Origin of the sequence: Streptosporangium sp. NPDC023963 (assembly GCF_040639135.1) — a bacterium.
Classification (GTDB): domain Bacteria; phylum Actinomycetota; class Actinomycetes; order Streptosporangiales; family Streptosporangiaceae; genus Streptosporangium.
Map to the genome: position 1 here is coordinate 273,963 of NZ_JBEZZK010000011.1, position 16,489 is coordinate 290,451.

General features: G+C 72.9%; 15 protein-coding genes. 6 read left to right on the forward strand and 9 right to left on the reverse strand.

The window, feature by feature from the left end; translation table 11 throughout:
• The first annotated feature begins 36 nt into the window (after positions 1-36).
• On the forward strand, positions 37-639 hold the full coding sequence (locus tag AB0F88_RS29520; RefSeq protein WP_362691105.1) for a hypothetical protein: 603 nt from the start codon (positions 37-39) through the stop codon (positions 637-639).
• Positions 640-982: 343 nt separating this feature from the next.
• A complete protein-coding gene (locus AB0F88_RS29525; RefSeq protein ID WP_362691107.1) occupies positions 983-1,474 on the forward strand; it encodes a GNAT family N-acetyltransferase in 492 nt (163 codons plus the stop codon).
• Positions 1,475-1,617: 143 nt separating this feature from the next.
• Here the strand turns inward: AB0F88_RS29525 and AB0F88_RS29530 are convergent, their stop codons facing one another.
• A complete protein-coding gene (locus tag AB0F88_RS29530; protein ID WP_362691110.1) occupies positions 1,618-2,631 on the reverse strand; it encodes a glycosyltransferase in 1,014 nt (337 codons plus the stop codon).
• 315 nt (positions 2,632-2,946) lie between these two features.
• Between AB0F88_RS29530 and AB0F88_RS29535 the strand changes: the two genes are divergently transcribed.
• Entirely contained in the window at positions 2,947-4,263 is a 1,317-nt protein-coding gene (locus AB0F88_RS29535; RefSeq protein WP_362691113.1) for an FAD-binding oxidoreductase, read from the forward strand.
• Between the two features lie 123 nt (positions 4,264-4,386).
• On the opposite strand, the gene AB0F88_RS29540 is transcribed toward AB0F88_RS29535, so the two are convergent.
• Positions 4,387-4,677 (reverse strand): hypothetical protein, encoded by a 291-nt coding sequence (locus tag AB0F88_RS29540; RefSeq protein ID WP_362691115.1) that lies wholly within the window; start codon positions 4,675-4,677, stop codon positions 4,387-4,389.
• Positions 4,678-4,901: 224 nt separating this feature from the next.
• On the opposite strand from AB0F88_RS29540, the gene AB0F88_RS29545 reads away from it, so the two are divergent.
• Entirely contained in the window at positions 4,902-5,288 is a 387-nt protein-coding gene (locus AB0F88_RS29545; RefSeq protein ID WP_362691118.1) for a helix-turn-helix domain-containing protein, read from the forward strand.
• Between the two features lie 389 nt (positions 5,289-5,677).
• On the opposite strand, the gene AB0F88_RS29550 is transcribed toward AB0F88_RS29545, so the two are convergent.
• The 7 genes from AB0F88_RS29550 to AB0F88_RS29580 form a co-directional block, all read right to left on the reverse strand.
• Positions 5,678-7,651, reverse strand: a complete 1,974-nt coding sequence (locus tag AB0F88_RS29550; protein WP_362691121.1) for a BTAD domain-containing putative transcriptional regulator — start codon at positions 7,649-7,651, stop codon at positions 5,678-5,680.
• A gap of 128 nt (positions 7,652-7,779) precedes the next feature.
• The gene (locus AB0F88_RS29555; protein WP_362691124.1) at positions 7,780-8,433 is read right to left on the reverse strand and encodes a GAF domain-containing protein; all 654 of its coding nucleotides are present in this window, start codon (positions 8,431-8,433) and stop codon (positions 7,780-7,782) included.
• On the reverse strand, positions 8,417-9,244 hold the full coding sequence (locus AB0F88_RS29560) for a S8 family serine peptidase (protein ID WP_362691127.1): 828 nt from the start codon (positions 9,242-9,244) through the stop codon (positions 8,417-8,419). The genes AB0F88_RS29555 and AB0F88_RS29560 overlap by 17 nt, the downstream gene beginning before the upstream one ends.
• The gene (locus tag AB0F88_RS29565) at positions 9,241-12,249 is read right to left on the reverse strand and encodes an adenylate/guanylate cyclase domain-containing protein (protein WP_362691130.1); all 3,009 of its coding nucleotides are present in this window, start codon (positions 12,247-12,249) and stop codon (positions 9,241-9,243) included. Before AB0F88_RS29565 ends, AB0F88_RS29560 begins: the two co-directional genes overlap by 4 nt.
• A gap of 12 nt (positions 12,250-12,261) precedes the next feature.
• Positions 12,262-12,450: an aroma-sacti cluster domain-containing protein gene (locus AB0F88_RS29570; RefSeq protein ID WP_362691133.1), complete on the reverse strand. Its 189-nt coding sequence runs from the start codon at positions 12,448-12,450 to the stop codon at positions 12,262-12,264.
• The gene (locus tag AB0F88_RS29575; protein WP_362691220.1) at positions 12,440-13,645 is read right to left on the reverse strand and encodes a radical SAM protein; all 1,206 of its coding nucleotides are present in this window, start codon (positions 13,643-13,645) and stop codon (positions 12,440-12,442) included. Before AB0F88_RS29575 ends, AB0F88_RS29570 begins: the two co-directional genes overlap by 11 nt.
• Complete coding sequence (locus AB0F88_RS29580; protein ID WP_362691136.1) at positions 13,645-14,316, reverse strand: iron-containing redox enzyme family protein; 672 nt, start codon at positions 14,314-14,316, stop codon at positions 13,645-13,647. The genes AB0F88_RS29575 and AB0F88_RS29580 overlap by 1 nt, the downstream gene beginning before the upstream one ends.
• A gap of 192 nt (positions 14,317-14,508) precedes the next feature.
• Here AB0F88_RS29580 and AB0F88_RS29585 point away from each other — a divergent pair, with 192 nt between their 5' ends.
• Together AB0F88_RS29585 and AB0F88_RS29590 are read left to right on the forward strand one after the other, a co-directional pair.
• A complete protein-coding gene (locus tag AB0F88_RS29585) occupies positions 14,509-15,462 on the forward strand; it encodes an ABC transporter ATP-binding protein (RefSeq protein WP_362691139.1) in 954 nt (317 codons plus the stop codon).
• 167 nt (positions 15,463-15,629) lie between these two features.
• Positions 15,630-16,487 (forward strand): ABC transporter permease, encoded by an 858-nt coding sequence (locus AB0F88_RS29590; protein WP_362691142.1) that lies wholly within the window; start codon positions 15,630-15,632, stop codon positions 16,485-16,487.
• Positions 16,488-16,489 lie beyond the last annotated feature (2 nt).

Genomic DNA, 16,489 nt, shown 5'->3' on the forward strand with positions numbered 1-16,489 from the left:
CCGTTCCAATGAACCCCGCTTTTCAAGGAAAAACATATGACCGATGACCGAGAAGTGCACGACACCGATGCCCGGCTATGGGAGATCGTGCGCTCGAGAGGGCTCGGCGACTACTTCTTGAGCACCTGGGTCGAGTGCTCGGATGAGGACGAAGTGGTCCGTAGGGTGACAGCGGCGTCCGCGGTTCGCTGTGACCTGCAAACCGCTATGCGTTGGTATCCCTTCGGTGTTGGCGACAGCATGGAGGACACACTGTGGATCGGGCGCCACCACCGTGGATGGACGCACGTCCTGCAGATCAGCGGGACCTATTCGCTGCATGATTCGATGCGCGCGAGCCTGACCAGAGAGGGCGAGCGCCTGCTTTCCATGGTCACCACGGATGTCGAGGGGACCGAGGATCTCGTGTTGGTGGAAAATGGCCGGCTCGTGGATTATCTCCGCTGGGCCGACAATACTCCCGAGCAACCTGACGGGTTGTTCGCGAGAAACATGACCGGTGTGCGGTTTGATGGGCCCGACGGAACTCAGGAGAACGCGTTCCTCGAGGTGATCGGCCGTATCACCGGCGAGCCGCTGGACGAGACATGGTTCGATGGTGAACATACCTTTTGTCGTATCGTCCCAGGCGCATGGTAACTGTGACGCCATGAGCTCGCGTGGGGAGATGTGGAGGTTATCCGGTTTGGTGGACGCCTGATCTCTGGAGAGCCCCGGTTCCCGGAAGGAGTCCACTGAACCTTTTTTCATCCTCTGGCGGCTTGGGCGACGCGGTGGTTTCGAAGGACGGCGATGGCCGTCCACCGGCGCCGCCCCGGCCCCTCGGTGTCAGGTGTCCTGGTCTCCGTTGAGGACGCGGGTCACCCACTCCGGCCAGGCCTTCTCTTTCGGATCGCCCTCACGGGCGTGCGGTAGGTTGCCCGCCATGGCTGAACTCGGTCCCGTCGCCTGGCCACCCGCCCCGATAAGGACTGAACGGCTCGTGCTCCGTGAGCCCGAGGCCCGGGACCGTGCGGCGCTCATCGAGCTGTTCACCTCGTCCGAGGTGGGCGCCTACATCGGTGGCCCTCGGCCGCGTGACGAGCTCGAACGTGCGTTGCCTGCCGTGCCCGGGCGGCGCCCTGGCCTTTTCGTGGCCGATCTCGACGGGGCGATGATCGGCATCGTCGAGATCGACCGGCGCGACGCCGAGCGTCCGGGTCACGTCCGTCCGGATGGCGGTGAGGCCGAGCTCGGCTACATGTTCCTGCCGGAGGCGTGGGGATACGGGTACGCCGCCGAGGCGTGCGCGGCGGCACTCGGCTGGGTCACCGGCGCGCTTCCCGGCGAGCCGGTGGTGCTCAGCACCCAGACCGCCAACGACCGATCGATGCGCCTCGCGGCGAAGCTGGGGTTCACCGAGGTGGAGCGGTTCGAGGAGTACGGCGCCGAGCAGTGGTTCGGTGTGTGGTCCCCGGTCACGCCGTCCGGTTGAGCGCTACCCGGTTGAGCTCGGCGGGGTCGGCCGCCCGCCTGCTCCGGGAAAGCCGGGGCGCCCGCCCGCCCCAACTGGTATCCGCGCGACGGCGCCGCCGGCAGCGAGAACGGGTTCGTCCGCACCGGCGGCAGCCCGGAGCTCTACGGGGCGGAGGTGTCGCCGATTCGTCGAGCGAGCCTCGCGACGCCAGCTCGAACTCTTCGGGTTCCCGCCGCCCGGTCACGCCTTCTGGACACCTGACACGCTCGCCGCATGGCGCTTCGGTATCCGGGCCTCGATCTGTCGCCCTGGCGCGAGACGATCTCGTCCCCGCCGGGGTCCGGCACCGCGGGCCTCGGCTCTCCCGAGGGAACCGGTGCCGCGGGTGCGGGCTCTTCGGCGGGGGCCGGTACGGCGGGCACCGGCTTGACATAGGTGCCGTCGCGGCGGGCCAGCAGCTCCTCCAGAAGGGCGTCCCACCTGGCGCCGACGGACTCCACGTCGTAGGTGGCGGCGGTCGCCAGAGCGCCCCGGGCCAGCCGGTGACGCAGTTTCTCGTCCTCGATGACGCGGATGAGGGCGGCGGCGAGGTTGGCGTCGGTACGCGGCTTGACCAGCAGCCCGTCGACCTCGTCGGTGATCATCTCCTTGGGGCCGTGCGGGCTGTTGAAGCTGACGATCGCCAGCCCCTTGGCCATCGCCTCCAGGATCGTCATGGGGAAGCCCTCGTGGCGGGAGCTGAGCACGAAGACCGAGGCCCTCTCCAGCTCGGCGCCGACGTCGGCGGTGGGGCCCGGCAGCTCGACCCTGCCCTGCAGCCCCGCCTCGGCGACCTGGGCGCGCAGGTTGTCCTCCTGCGGTCCCGCGCCGAAGACGCGCAGGGTCCAGTCGGGATGGGCGGCGGCCACGGTCTCCCACGCGGTGATCAGCCGGTGGAAGCCCTTGAGCCTGGTCATGCGGCCGACGGCGACCACGACCTTGTTCTCCAGCCTGGAGATCTCGCCGTTCATGGGCGGCACGGCGTTGGGGATCCTGGCCAGCTTCCCGGGCTTGCGCCGCAGCGTCGCGCGGTAGTCGCGCATGTCGGCCCTGGTGAGGGTGACCAGCGCGTCGAGTTCGCGGTAGCGGCGCTTGATGAGCTCCTGCACCTCCTGTGGCTGTCCCCGCAGGGCCACGTGCTCCTGGCCGACGGTGATGACGCCCGGCGCGGCCAGCTGGGCCAGGGCCAGGTTGAGCCCGGGCCTGGTGGCGATGACGACGCCGGTGTCGACAGAGCCGCATTCCCGCTTTGACCCTATAGACGCTGAAACGCAGTAGAAGGTGGTAAAAGACGGTCAAGTGCGAGCAGGTCCCAGGTCAGGGGCACGTCCGCAAAGGCGCGGGATCGCGACGTGACCTCGCGGCGGAGGGGCCGTGCCCGGATCCCAGCTCGACCTCAGCTCGATCCCAGCCCGGTCGTCCGAGAGTGGGTACGGCGAAAGGGAGAGATCATGACGATCGGGAATGATTTGCGGCGCGCGGTCAGGGGACCGGTGCTGGCGGCGGGCGACGAGGGGTTCGAGCGGGCCGGGCGGGCGTGGAACCTGGCGGTCGACCAGCCGGTGCTGGCGGTGGTCGAGGCGGAGGACGCCGACGACGTGGCCGCGCTGGTCACCTGGGCCCGCCTGGCCGGGCTGAGCGTGACCGCCCAGCCGCTGGGACACGGCGCGAGCGGCGACGTGGAAGGGGCGATCCTGCTGCGTACCGGGCGGCTGGGCGGGGTGGACGTACGGCCGGAACGGCGCACCGCGAGGGTCGGCGCGGGGGTGAGGTGGAACGAGGTGCTCGCCGCCGCCGGGCCGCACGGCCTGACCGGGCTGGCCGGCAGTTCCCCGGGGCCCAGCGTGGTGGGCTACACCCTGGGCGGGGGCCTGAGCTGGTTCGGCCGCCGCCACGGTTTCGCCGCCGACAGCGTGCGCGCCTTCGACGTGGTCGGCGCCGACGGCGTGCGGACCACGGTCGACGCCGCGTCCGACGCCGAGCTGTTCTGGGCGCTGCGCGGGGGAGGAGGTGACTTCGCCCTGGTGACCGCCGTCGAGTTCGACCTGCATCCGGCGCCGCACCTGTACGGGGGGCGCGTCCTGTGGCCCGCCGAGAGAGCCCCGCGCGTGCTCCAGGCGTTCCGGGAGATCACCGCCGAGGCCCCCGAGGAACTGAGCGTCTGGTTCGACCTGCTGCACTTCCCCGGAGCGGCGCCCACGGTCGCCGTGGACGTGACGTTCCTGGGCGAGACGGGGGAGGCTCAGGACCTGCTGCGCCGCCTGGACAAGATCGACGGCGTGATCTCCGACAGCCGGGGCCCGCTGCCGGTGGCCGAGCTGGGCTCCGTCTGCGCCGAGCCCCTCGCCCCCGGGGCCGGGCGGAACCGGGGGGAACTGCTGACCGGCCTGGACGACGCGGTCGCGGCGACGCTGCTGGCCGAGCCGATCGAACCGCTGCTGAGCGTGCAGATCCGCCATCTCGGCGGCGCCCTGTCCCGCCCGGCCGAGGGCGGCGGAGCCTGCGGGCACCTGGCCGAGCCGTACCTGCTGGCCATGTTCGGCCTCACGCCCTCGCCCGAGGCCGCCGGCGCCGTACGGGCCCGCCAGGACGGGATCGCCGGCGCGCTGGTCCCGCGGACCAGCGGACGCAAGCCCTACACCTCGCTGAGCCCCGGCGAGCGGGCCGCGGCCGCGTTCCCCGGCGACGTGCTGGCCCGGCTGCGCGACGTCAAGCGCTCCCGCGACCCGCACGGCCTCATCCGCGCCAACTACCCGGTGCTGCGCTGACGGGCCGTCCGATCCGCTGCCTGGTACGCCGTTTCGGGCGTGTCATGTCCGGTATGAGCCGTTTGATGTGCGCTGTTCTGGCCGGGAGCGCGGGCGGCGACCTGGTGTGGAGCCGTGCAGGGACTACTGCTGCGACTGTCGACGCTCGACTCCGACGCGGAGAGCGCCGTCCGCGTCATCGCCTACTTCGACGTGCTGGTGCGGAGCCACGCCGGCGTCCCGGTGCTGCTCCAGGCCACCGCGCGCCTGGCGCAGTGCCCGGTCGGGCTCGTCGACGCGGTCACCGGCAGGCGGACGCGGGTCGTGCCCGGCGGGGTCCCCGAGCCGTGCGAGGAGCCTTCCGGCCCGGTGCTCCACCGCCGGCTCGGCTCGGAGCTCGGCGCCGTCTGGATGGAACGCGAGGGGACGGCGCACGGCCTCGACGAGATCGTCCTGGAGCGCTTCGCGGGCGCGGCGGAGGTCACCCTGGAGCGGGCCGCCGCCCAGGCCCGGCGATCGACGGGCCCGGCGAGCCGCCCGGGATACCGGACACCTGGCGCGTCGGCGTCGGGCCGCAGACGCCCGGAGCCGGAGCCGCCGAATCCTGGGCGGCGGCCCGCACCGCCCTGCGTTTCACCGGTCCGCACCCGGCGGACCGGGTGGTCGACTGGGCCGGTCTCGGCGCGCCGGCCCTGTTCGCCACCCACGTGCCGGACGAGGAGATCGCCGCCCTGCCCGACGTGCGAGCCGTCGAGAAGCTCGCACGGCGGCCGTACGGCGCCGAGGCGCTGGAGGCGGTGCGCGCATTGTGCGCCGAGGGCGCCGAGGGCACGGTCCGCCGGGCCGCCGTCGCCGTGCACCTGCACCACAGCTCGCTGGCCGCGCGCATCGCGCGGGCGGAGGAGGCCCTCGGCTTCTCCCTCGCCGACTCCGCGGGCAGGCTCCGGGCCCACCTGGCCATGCGGCTGGTACGCCTGCGTCCCTCCGCCGGCGAAGCAGGGCCCGGCGCGGCGCCACCACCCATCCGGCGGCGGCCCGGCGACTGATCTCCACCTCGGGGATCGTCGCGTCGAGGCCGTGGAAGGCCCCGGGCGGAGGCGGAGCCCGGTGGGGACGCCCGACCGCACCGGTCGATGACTCCGGGGCCGGAAAAGCGGGACGGGCGGAGTAAGCGGGATGGGCTGAGCGAGCGGGACGGGCTGAGCGAGCGAGACGGGCTGAGTAAGCGGGACGGGCGGAGTAAGCGGGACGGGTAAAAGGGGTGCCGGAATTTTCGGTCCTGGAAAAACTCCCTTTACCGGTTCTCCCGAGCCTTCCGGCATTTCGGCTTCCCCTGGAGCGGCCCGCCGAGGCTCGGCCCGTTAAGGGAAATACGGAAAGACCTTTTAAGGGCCTTTTTGTTTTTTGGCGCGCTTTTATCGAGTCCGGGAATCGGTCACCGGGCCGGGACCGACCGGGTGCGGGCGCGCGCCCTGCGGAGCCGCCTCTCGGCCGCCGTGCGCTGAGCCGCGGACTCCTCCCGTTCCAGCCGCTCCCGCGCGTACAGGCGCAGCCAGTCGGCGATCAGGTAGACCGGAGAGGGCCGGGACTCCGCGGTGACGACGTGGGCCTCGACCAGCTTGTCGGCGACGCCCGCGGCGAGCCGGGCGTCGGAGCCGATCAGCGCCGCCAGGTCGTCGACGGTGAACTCGCCGGTCGGCAGCGCGCCCAGGCGCCGCAGCGAGGCCCACAGGTCGGGCCCGAGGTCGCGCTCGTAGGTGGCCGCGCACGCGCGCATCGACAGGTCGTCCACCGACAGCTCGTCCAGCAGCGAGTGCTCGTCGGCGAGGCGGTCGGCGAACAGGGGGAGCAGGACGTGCCGGGAGGCGGCCAGCCGCGCTCCGGCGATGCGGACGGCGAGGGGCAGGTTGCCGCAGGTGCCGACCACGCTCAGGGCCGCCGTAGGGTCGGCGTCGACGCGCTCCGCGCCGGCGGTCCGTCGCAGCAGCTCCACGCCCTCCTCGGGGGTGAAGCCCTCCAGCGCCACGTGGTGCGCCGACTCCAGGGCGCTCAGCCGCCTCCTGCCGGTGATCAGCACCCCGTTGTCACCGGTGCCGGGCAGCAGGGGCCGTATCTGCGCGGCGGTCGACGCCTCGTCGAGGATGAGCAGGATGCTGCGCTCCGCGAGCCAGGCCCGGCAGGCGGCGACCCGCTCGCCGGCCCGGCGCGGCGGGTCGCCGTCGAAGCCGCAGGTGCGCAGGATCTCGGCCAGCACGTCGGGAATCGAGCGCTCCCGGCCGCCCGCCGTACGCAGCCGCACGAAGAGCTGTCCGTCGGGGAAGCGCTCGCGAAGCAGGTGGGCGGCGTGCACCGCCAGCGCCGTCTTGCCCGTTCCGGCCGGACCGGAGATCACCACCGGCGGGCTGTGCCGGCGGGCGCGGAAGACGTCGAGGATGTCCTGGACGGTCTCGCGGCGGCCGGTGAAGTCGGCCAGGTCGCGGGGGAGCTGGCTGAGGTGGGCGATGACGTCATGGCCGTTGCCGGTCGAGGAGCGCGCCCTGAGCACGGCCGCGCCGTCGCGCCGCGGGCCGCCGAACAGCGGGGTGCCGAGGTGCTGCGGGCCGTCGGAGGACGGGCTGTCCAGGGACGGGGCGCCCGCGAGGATCGCCCGGTAGAGCCGTTCGAGGACCGGGCTGGGCTGCAACCCGAGGTCCCTGGCCAGCGTCTGGCGCATGTCCTCATACTGCGCCAGGGCCTCCGACTGCCGCCCGCAGCGGAACAGCGCGACCATCTGCGTGCTGCGCAGCCGCTCCCTGAGCGGATGGCTCCGGACGTTCTCCTCCAGGGAGTCGATGATGTGGGCGTGGTGTCCGAGGATGAGCTGCGCCTCCGCCCAGTCCTCGTAGACCGACATGCGCTCGCTGTGCAGCCGCGAGAGCTCGTCGCTGATCAGCGGCACCTGCGCCATGTCGGGCAGGGGGTCGCCCCGCCAGAGTTTCAGCGCCTCGTGCAGCAGGTCCACCGCCTTGGTGATCTCGCGGTCGCGCAGGTGCTGACGGCCCCTGCGTGCCAGGGTCTCGTAGTCCAGGATGTCGAGGTGCTGCGGACCGAGCCGCAGCTGGTAGCCGGGGGGGCGGTAGGTCAACCGGTCGCGGTTGGCCGTCCCGAGCACGTTCTTGCGCAGCGCGGACACGTAGACCTGGACGTTCTTCAGAGCGGTCCGGGGCGGCTCCTCGCTCCACGCCGCCGTGCTGAGCTGGTCCACCGGCACGATCCTGTTGGCGTGACAGAGCAGCAGGGACAGGAGCACGCGTTGCTTGAAGGGCCCGAGCGGAACCAGACTGCCGTTGCGGCGGGCCTCGAGAGGGCCGAGCACGGCGAAAGTGGTTTCTCCCGCCTCTGCCTCCTCGCGCACTGCGGTTGCACCCACGGCGGAATTCTCCATTGACTGGTCAGGCGACTTAGGAAGGATAATCAGGTTTCGTGAGGCGGCCTCATGGAATTGTCATGATATATGCGCTTTAGTATTAGTAAATGGGTGAATCCTGCCTGAATTGGTCAGCTCTGGTTGTCAACCAGGAGCTCGTGAAGCGAGCCGATCAGGCGCAGTCCGGCCCGCCGTCTTTCCGCGGTCCCGCCCGCCAGCGCGGAGACGATGGACACGAGGTCGCCGAACTCGGCCCCGGTGCCGTCCAGGACCCGCCGGGCGTAGCGGTTGCGCTGCACGATCCGCAGCGCCGCCGAGGCCTGCGAGGCGAAGAGCGTCAGCAGCGCCAGCTCGTCGATGCTCGCCCGCGCCTGCGGGTGGGGGTCCAGGACCTCCAGGACCCCCAGCGCCTCGTCGTCGTGGACGAGCGGCACCGCCATGAGCCCGCCCGGCACGTACGCGGTCGACTCGGCGATGTCGCGGGCGAACACGGTGCTCGCCGAGAGGTCGTCGACGATCAGCGCGTCCCTGGCGTTCAGCACCCACCCGGCGATGCCCCGCGTGGCGGGGAAGCGCCGCCCGACGAGCACCTGCTCGCCCTCGCCGGAGACCGCCTCGAAGACGAGGTCCCCGTGCTCCTCGCTCACCAGGAAGATCGAGCTGGCCTTGGCGCCGAAGATCACGCGCGCCGTGTCGACGATCGACTGGAGCAGGAGCCGGTGTTCCCTCTCCGAGCCGGCGACCGCGGCGGAGATGGCCGCGACCATCTCACCGTTCCCTGTCATCGGGCCTCCTCACGTTCTGAGCGGTCAGGTACATGACGGTCTTCACCTGGAAGGGCGTCAGCCCGGGGTGCTTGCTCAGGATCAGCGCGCACCGGGCCGCGACGTGGGGGGTCGCGAAGCTGTTCCCGGTGCACCGGGTGCTCCCGCCACCGGGCCAGGCCACCTCCACGTCGGATCCGTGGGCGAAGAACTCCACGGGCGGGCGGGGGTTGTAGAGGATCAGGCCGGGATCGTCCTCGGCGTGGCTGCCCACGGAGATCACCGACGAGAACCGCCAGGGGAAGCTCTCCACCGGCAGGTTGTGCGCGGACGCCACGAGCACCGTCCGCCGGAAGTAGGCGAGATCGCCGAGCTCGCGCAGCGGCTCGGCCAGGTGTCTCCTGTTGGTCGACAGGCTCAGGCTCACCACGTCGAACTCCTGCTCGATGGCCCAGCGGAGCCCGGTGACCAGGGCGTCGCCCGTTCCCGAGAACCCCGCTCCCAGCACCTGGACGCTGTGCAGCTCGCACCCGGGCGCGATCGAGCGGATGATCCCGGCGCACGCCGTCCCGTGCCCGCAGCTGTCGGCGCCGTCGCTCTCCCGCACGACGGCCTTGCCGTCCGGGCCCGTCACCACGGCGTGGGTCGCGTGCACCGGGGCGAGCATCGGATGGTCACGGTCGACCCCGCTGTCCACGACGCAAACCCGCACGCCGCGCCCGGTGGCGCCCTGCCACGCCCACTCCGGGGTGACGGCGGCGTTGCCCGCGGCGGACACGGCGATGTCGTCCTCGGCGCCGAGCCGCCACGTGAGGTCCGGAGGGGCGGTCATCGCCGCACCGCCGACGCCCACCCCTTGCCGACCAGATGCCCCTTGGCCGCGAACTCGGCCGCCGCGCCGCGCGCCGCCGCCCCGCTCTCCTCGTACGCCCCCAGGAGGGCGAGGCCGCGGGCGTTGCCGAGCAGGACGGTGGCGCGGCAGGTGGGGGAATCGGTGCCGCGGGCCTCGCGCAGGGCCAGGTCCATGAGCTCGCGGGAGGGGTCCCCGGCCCCCCGGGCGGCGAGCACCTCGGCCCGGATCGCGTGCAGCTCGGCCGTGTTCATCGGCGCGTCCCCCGGCGAGCCCTCCAGGGCCGTGCCCGCCCACCGCTCGGCGCCGTCCAGATCCCCCCGGCGCAGCAGCGTGCCGGCCAGATCACGCGAGGCGGTGACCAGGAGCTGGGCGTCGCCGAGCGCCTCCGCCCTGGCGCACGCCCGGAGCAGCAGGTCCCCGGCGACGTCCCAGCGCCCGGCCAGCGACTCGACGGCCGCGGAGAAGATCGGCATGAACGCGTCGGCGTACGCGTGCCGCAGGTCGGCGAAGGATCGCTCGGCCGCCGCGAGGGTGGCCCTGGCCTCGTCGAACTTCCCCCGCGTGGCCAGCAGGACCGCCAGCGGGCAGCGGACGACGGCACGCACGGTCCCGCGGTCCCTGCCGTGCGCGGCCAGCAGGTCGCGGCACCGGGAGATGGCGACGGGGGCCGGCTCGGGGCCGAGCCAGAGGGAGGCGGCCATGTTGCCCAGGATCGTCGCGCGTTCCAGCTCGGCGCCGGACCGCACGGCGTACCCCAGGGCACGCTGCAGCATCCCCCTCGTCTCGGCGAATCTGCCACGCCCCTGAGCCTCCTGGGCGACCATGGTCCAGGCCCTGGCCAGCCCCAGGTCGTCGCCGGCCGTCTCGAAGACCGGGATGGCCCGGCGCGCGACCTCGAAGGACCCCGCGGGGTCGAAGTGGCTCAGGTAGAGCGAGGCGTGCGCGGCCACCAGCGCGTCCGCGTCGCCCGTCGCGCGTTCCAGCACCTCGGTGAGCAGCAGCCGCCCCCGCTCGACGTCGCCCAGGGTGATCGCGGTCTCCGCGACCCGCCCGCTGATCTGCGGCCAGCCGGGATGGGCGGGCCCCAGCAGCTCCGCACCCCTGCTGAGCAGCTTCTCCGCCCTGGACAGGTCACTCCTGCGCAGCGCGAGGGTGCCCGCCCCCGACAGCCGGGCCGCGGCCGCGCCGCTCAGCCGCACGGTGTGGTCGTCGGGAGGACCCAGATCGGCGCGGTGCCGGTAGGCCCGCTCCAGGTGCGTGCCGACGGCCTCGTCCCCGGCCTCTCCCACGGCCAGCCAATCGGCGAACCTCTCGTGCAGCTCGGCCCGCCGGCGCTTGGCCATGCCGCCGTACACGACCTCCTGGATGAGGCCGCTGGCGAACCGGAACGTCGCCTCCGTGCGGTGCTCGACGAAGGACTTGCGCCCGAGCTCCTCCAGCAGCTCGTCCGGCTCGTCGGCTCCCGAGACGGCCCGCAGCTCCTCGACGCTGAACTCCCTGCCGACCACGGTGGCGCACTCCAGCATCGCCCTGGCGTCGGGCCCGAGCCTGTCGACGCGGGCCGCGATGAGCGCGTGCACGGTCAGCGGCAGGCCGTGCGGCTCCCCGCCGTCGCCGAGCATGGCCACGAGCTGCTCCAGGTACAGGGGATTGCCCTCGGCGCGCTCGGCGATCCGCTCCAGCAGGGCGCCGTCGTGCGCCGTCACCTCGGCCAGCTCGGAGACCAGGAACCGGGAGTCGGCCGGCCCGAGCCGGGGCAGGGCCAGCCGGGAGGCGGGCTGCCAGTCCGGCATGCGGTCGAACAGGTCGGAGCGGGCCACGCACAGCACCATCATCGCGGTGTCGCGCAGCTCCTCGGCGAGGTCGCCGAGCATGTCGAAGACCGGGCCGTCCGCCCACTGCACGTCGTCCAGCACGATCAGCACGTACGTGGAGCGCCCCAGGCTCTCCAGGACGCTGCGCAGAGCCCAGGAGGTCTCCTGCTGGGAGGGATTGGGAGTGCCGTCCTTCAGGAGGCCGTCGCGGAGCACGGCCAGGGCCTCGGGGTCGGGCGTGCCCACCGTCACCAGCTCGCGCACCGCGTCGGCCACCCCGAGCAGCGTGCCTCCCGCGCCGTACGGGCGGCAGCGGCCGGAACCGACGAGGACGCCCCGCTGCCCCGCGCGCTCGGCCCACAGCCGCGCCAGCCGGGTCTTTCCCACCCCGGCCTCGCCGTGCAGGGTCACGATGCGGCAGTGGCGCCGGCTGATGATCCCGTCGAGGATGCCGTCCAGCTCGTGCAGCGGCTCCCGCCTGTCGACGAACGGGACGTCGAACCGCCGGATCACCGCCGGGTCGTCGGAGCGCATCGAGTCCAGCCGCCAGGCGGTGACCGGATGCCGCTTGCCGCGCAGCACCAGGGGCCCGACCGCGACGCCCACCGCGGAGGGGCCGACCAGGCGCCACGTCTCGGGGCCCAGCAGGATCTCCCCCGGCCCGGCGAGCTGCTGGAGCCGGGCGGTGGCGTTCACCGTCTCGCCCGCGACGAGCGCCTGCTCGCCGTGGCCGGGACCCGAGGTGACGACCTCGCCGGTGTTGACGCCGATGCGGGCCCTGAGCCGGATCCCCAGGTCGCGTTCGAGGTCGTCGTTGAGACGTTCGAGCGCCGCCTGCATGTCCACCGCCGCCCGGGCGGCGCGCAGCGCGTCGTCCTCGTGCAGCTCCGGGACGCCGAAGACGGCCATGACGGCGTCGCCGATGAACTTCTCCACGGTGCCGCCGTGCCAGGCGAGCTGGTCGCGCATGAGCGTGAAGTAGCGGATCAGGACCGCGCGGAGCGACTCGGGGTCCAGGCGCTCGCTCAGCGCGGTGGACTCGGCCAGGTCGCAGAAGACCACCGTGACGATCTTGCGCGCCTCCGCCGCCGGCGCGATGAGGCGCGTGCCGCACGACGGGCAGAACCGGGGCCGCCCCGGTGTCTCGGCCAGGCAGGAAGGGCATCGCATGATCGTCCCCGATCAGAACAGGAGTCCGCCGACGATGTGGGCCTCGACCTCGGGGGCGCTGTCCCTCAGCCGTTCGTGGATGGAGGCCAGGAGGGCGACCTCGGCCTCGCTCAGCGCGAGGACGACCTCGCGCTGCTCAGGGCTGACGAGGGTGAGGTCGATCCCCGCGCGGGCCAGTTCTCGAACAGGGTCAAAAGTCATGGTCCCTCTCAGGGTGGCCGAGCGACACGAGGTCGTCGTAGGGAGGACATCCGTACCGCCTGGCGAACCCCGTGCCGCCGCCGGCCAGCTGCAGGTCACGGACCTGCCGCTCCACGAAGGCGGCGGCGGGCGTCGGCGCGGGGGGTGGCACGTTCAGCTTCCGGCAGGTCTCGCAGTACCCCCGCTCCGGCGGGGCGCCGGCCAGCCAGAGCGGGCCGTACGTTCTCAGGGCGCGCAGCACACCGGACTCCAGGCAGCGCCGCCTGACCGTGCCCCAGTCGTCGGTGCCCGCGTGTCCCAGGCGCAGGTGACCGGGAACGGGACGGTGGTCGACGACGTCCTGGTTGCAGCACGCGGTGATCGTCCCGTCGAACCCGACGGTCGGCCAGGCGGCCATCGCGCACGGCAGCGCGCTCCCGGCGGTCCCGGCTCCGGCGGGCGGGCCGGCTTCTGTCGGGCCGGCTTCTGAGGCCGTCACCGCTCCGTCGGCCCCGGCGGGCGCTGCGCGCGAGGCGGTCCCGGCCGGCGCGCCGGGCACGGGCTGGCTCCCCGTCGCGGCGGGGAGCGAGGGCGGCGAGGGTACGGCGAGCGCGGCGGTACGGGCCCGGCCGACGGGTCCCACCCGGCCCACCAGCATCGGCACCCGGTCGCCGAACTCCCGCCGGATCGCCGCGGTGACGTCGCGCAGGTAGGGGTCGCCCGGCCCGGTCCCCGTGACGTGGAAGCTGAGGTCCTTGCCCCGCGCCAGCAGCGCCCGCATGACCGCGAAGACGCTCTCCCGGGGCACCTCCTCCTCGTGGAAGGCGTCCAGGCTGGCGGAGAAGTGGTCGGCCGCGCCGATCGCCGCGTCGATCGCGGGAGGGATCCGGACCGCCTCGCCGGCGGCGGGGGGCACCCGGGGGGCGAAGAACATGCCCGACAGGATCATCGTGCGGGCGCCGCCGCGGGCGGCGGTCTCGGCCAGCGAACGGGCCAGGCGGGGCCGGAGCAGCGGCTCGCCCCCGGTGAGCATGACCAGCCGGGGCCCGTCCCCCGGCGCGAACGTCCCGGCGAAGCGCTGGAAGATCTCCCCGGGGTGTTCCTCGGAGGCGGGCAGCGAGCCGGTCGAGCAGTGGCGGCAGCGCAGCGGGCACCGCCGCGTGATCGCCATGAGCACCGCGGCGGCGGGTACGGGGCGCAGCGCCAGGATGTCCATCAGGTGCACGAGAGCACCTCGGCGGGCTCGCCGGCCAGCTCGCGCAGCAGCTCGGCCGCCGCGCGCACGGTGTGCAGGGCGCTGGTCCCGACGGCGTCCTGCCGCTCCCGCACCGCCGGCAGGCCGTCGAGCATCCGGTCGAGGTCCTCACGGTGCCCGGGGTCCAGCGCGGCGTGCCGCCACAGCGTGCGGAACGCCGCCCGCGGGTGTCCCGTGCTCCGCTCGAGGTGTTCCAGCAGCGCGGGGGAGGGGGCCTCGCCCTCGAGCACCGCGATGTACCCGAGCAGGGCGACGGGGTGGTGGTGCAGTACCCAGTAGTACTGGGCCCCGACGAGCCCGGCCACCGACGGGGGCGGCGTGCCGCGCAGCGCGTCCTCCGCGGAGGGGTCGATCAGCGCCAGGTCCTCCAGCAGCCAGTCGTCGTGGCCGGCCTCCTCCTCCGCGTGCCGGTCCAGGTATCCGGCCAGCTCCGTCTCGCCCAGCTCCGCGGACCTGGCCGCCGCGACCCGCAGCAGCGGAACCGACGCCCTGATGACCATGTGCATCGCGCACAGGTAGTCGCGGTAGCGCCGTCGCGGGTCGGGAGCCCGCCACAGCGAGCTCCCCGCGCTGCGGAGCGCGTGGCCGGTCAGGTCGATCTTCGCCCGCAAGGTGATGCTGGGGGGTGTCATCGGGCTCCCGTCGTCTGAACGAAGTGTCGGCTCGGCCGGTTGGATAACGGTTGGAACCCGGTATGGAACTGCCTGATATCCATCCCGGACAGGGGTGGCGCGACGTCTCAAACCGGATTCCAACCATCGTCAAGGCGCGCCTTAACCGGGCGCTCCCACACTGGGCGCCACGTGCCGAAGAGGGAGCCGGACATGGCGGACGTCGCGGTCGAGACCAGCGAACTGCGCAAGACCTACGTGAGCTCGTCCAGGGTGACCGAGGCGGTGGCCGGACTCACCCTGCGGGTGCGAAGGGGCGAGCTGTTCGGCCTCCTCGGGCCCAACGGGGCGGGAAAGACGACGACGATCGGGATGCTCACCACCAGGATCGCCCCGACGGGCGGTACGGCCAGGGTGGCGGGCGCGGACGTGGTGCGCGACCCCATCGCGGTCAAGCGCTGCATCGGTGTCGTGGCCCAGTACAACAACCTCGACCGGCAGCTCACCGCGGGCGAGAACCTGGAGTTCCGCGGCCGCTACGCCGGGCTGCCCGCGCGGGAGGCCAGGCGGCGGGCGGCCGAACTGCTGGAGCGGTTCGGCCTGGGCTCCCGCGCCGGGTCCAAGGTCACCGAGATGTCGGGCGGCCAGGCGCAGCGCATCATGATCGCGCGGGCGCTGATGCACCGGCCGGACATCCTCTTCCTCGACGAGCCCACCTCGGGCCTGGACCCCCAGACCCGGGTGAACCTCTGGGACATCCTGCGGGAGATCCGCGACGGGGGACAGACGGTCGTCCTGTCGACCCACTACATGGAGGAGGCCGAGGAACTCTGCGACAGGGTCGCGATCGTCGACCACGGGGCGGTCCTGGCCTGCGGGACGCTCTCCGAGCTCAAGGCGTCCACCAGCCTGCGGACCGTGCTGACCCTGACCTACGACGGCGACCCGGAGAAGATCGTCGCGCAGGCCGGGCGGCTGGCGGGCGTCACGGGTGCCGAGGTCGCCGACAACCGGCTGCGCGTCTTCACCCCGGCCCCGGAGGGCGTCCTGGCCCTCCTGGTGAGCATGGGCCAGGACGCCGGGCTGGCGCTGGCCGACGTCCGGGTCGTCCGGCCCAGCCTCGAAACCGTGTTCCTCGCCCTGACCGGGCGGGAGTACCGGGATTGACCGCCGCCTCGCGGAAGACCTTCCGGACCGCGCGGGCACCGCTCAGAGGCGGCGGCATCGTCGCCTCCCGGGTGCGACCCTTCCGAACCACTCCGAACCACGCGGCCACCGCGCCGCGGTTCCGCCCCGGGGCCAAGGCCCGGGGTCTCCACGCTCAAGGAGATTCGATGACGGCATCGACCATCGCGCCCCCGGCCGCGCCTCCGGCCGCGTCGCGCCACTACGCGCGCACCTTCGGCGCGCTGCTCGCCCGCGACCTGCGGGTGCTGCGGCGGGACCTGCGCTCCTTCATGGCCCGAACCGTGGTGCAGCCCGTCCTGTTCATCTTCGTCTTCGCCGTGGTCCTGCCGCGGATCGGGTACGGGGCGGGCCAGGGGCTCTCCGCGGACGGGCGCGCGGAGACGTTCGCCACGATCCTGGTCCCCGGCCTGGTCGCCTCGGGCATCGTGCTGCAGGGCATCTTCGCCGTGACGACCCCGCTGGTCATGGAGCTCTCGTACACCAAGGAGATCGACGACAGGGCGCTGGCCCCGATCCCCGTCTGGGTCGTCGGCGTCGAGAAGATCGTCGCGGGCGCGATCCAGGGGGTGGTCGCGGCGGTGGTCGTCTTCCTCGCGGTGCTTTTCGTGCACGCGCCGGGCGAGGCCCCGAACATCGACTTCGGGCGCTGGCCGCTGCTGGTCGCGGTCCTGGTGCTGTCGTCCCTCCTCACGGCCTGCATCGGCCTGCTCATCGGCACGCTGCTCCCGCCCCAGCAGCTCAGCACCCTGTTCGCGATCTTCATCGTCCCGCTCATGATGCTCGGCTGCGTGTACTACCCCTGGGCGGCCCTGGAGGCGATCCCGTGGCTGCAGACGGCCGTCCTGGCGAACCCGCTCGTCTACGTGAGCGAGGCGCTGCGCGGCGCGCTGAGTCCCGCCGTCCCGCACATGCCCGAGGCGGTCGCGCTGACCGTCCTCACCGTGGGAACGCTCGTGACGGGCGCGCTGTCGCTGCGGTCGTTCTCCCGGCGTCTGGTGGCCTAGCG

Bases quoted from the DNA above. Each gene is read 5' to 3' on its own strand.
- AB0F88_RS29520 (WP_362691105.1), top strand. From the start codon at position 37: ATGACCGATGACCGAGAAGTGCACGACACCGATGCCCGGCTATGGGAG.
- AB0F88_RS29535 (WP_362691113.1), top strand. From the start codon at position 2,947: ATGACGATCGGGAATGATTTGCGGCGCGCGGTCAGGGGACCGGTGCTG.
- AB0F88_RS29555 (WP_362691124.1), bottom strand. From the start codon at position 8,433: ATGACAGGGAACGGTGAGATGGTCGCGGCCATCTCCGCCGCGGTCGCC.
- AB0F88_RS29560 (WP_362691127.1), bottom strand. From the start codon at position 9,244: ATGACCGCCCCTCCGGACCTCACGTGGCGGCTCGGCGCCGAGGACGAC.
- AB0F88_RS29565 (WP_362691130.1), bottom strand. From the start codon at position 12,249: ATGCGATGCCCTTCCTGCCTGGCCGAGACACCGGGGCGGCCCCGGTTC.
- AB0F88_RS29570 (WP_362691133.1), bottom strand. From the start codon at position 12,450: ATGACTTTTGACCCTGTTCGAGAACTGGCCCGCGCGGGGATCGACCTC.
- AB0F88_RS29575 (WP_362691220.1), bottom strand. From the start codon at position 13,645: ATGGACATCCTGGCGCTGCGCCCCGTACCCGCCGCCGCGGTGCTCATG.
- AB0F88_RS29580 (WP_362691136.1), bottom strand. From the start codon at position 14,316: ATGACACCCCCCAGCATCACCTTGCGGGCGAAGATCGACCTGACCGGC.
- AB0F88_RS29585 (WP_362691139.1), top strand. From the start codon at position 14,509: ATGGCGGACGTCGCGGTCGAGACCAGCGAACTGCGCAAGACCTACGTG.
- AB0F88_RS29590 (WP_362691142.1), top strand. From the start codon at position 15,630: ATGACGGCATCGACCATCGCGCCCCCGGCCGCGCCTCCGGCCGCGTCG.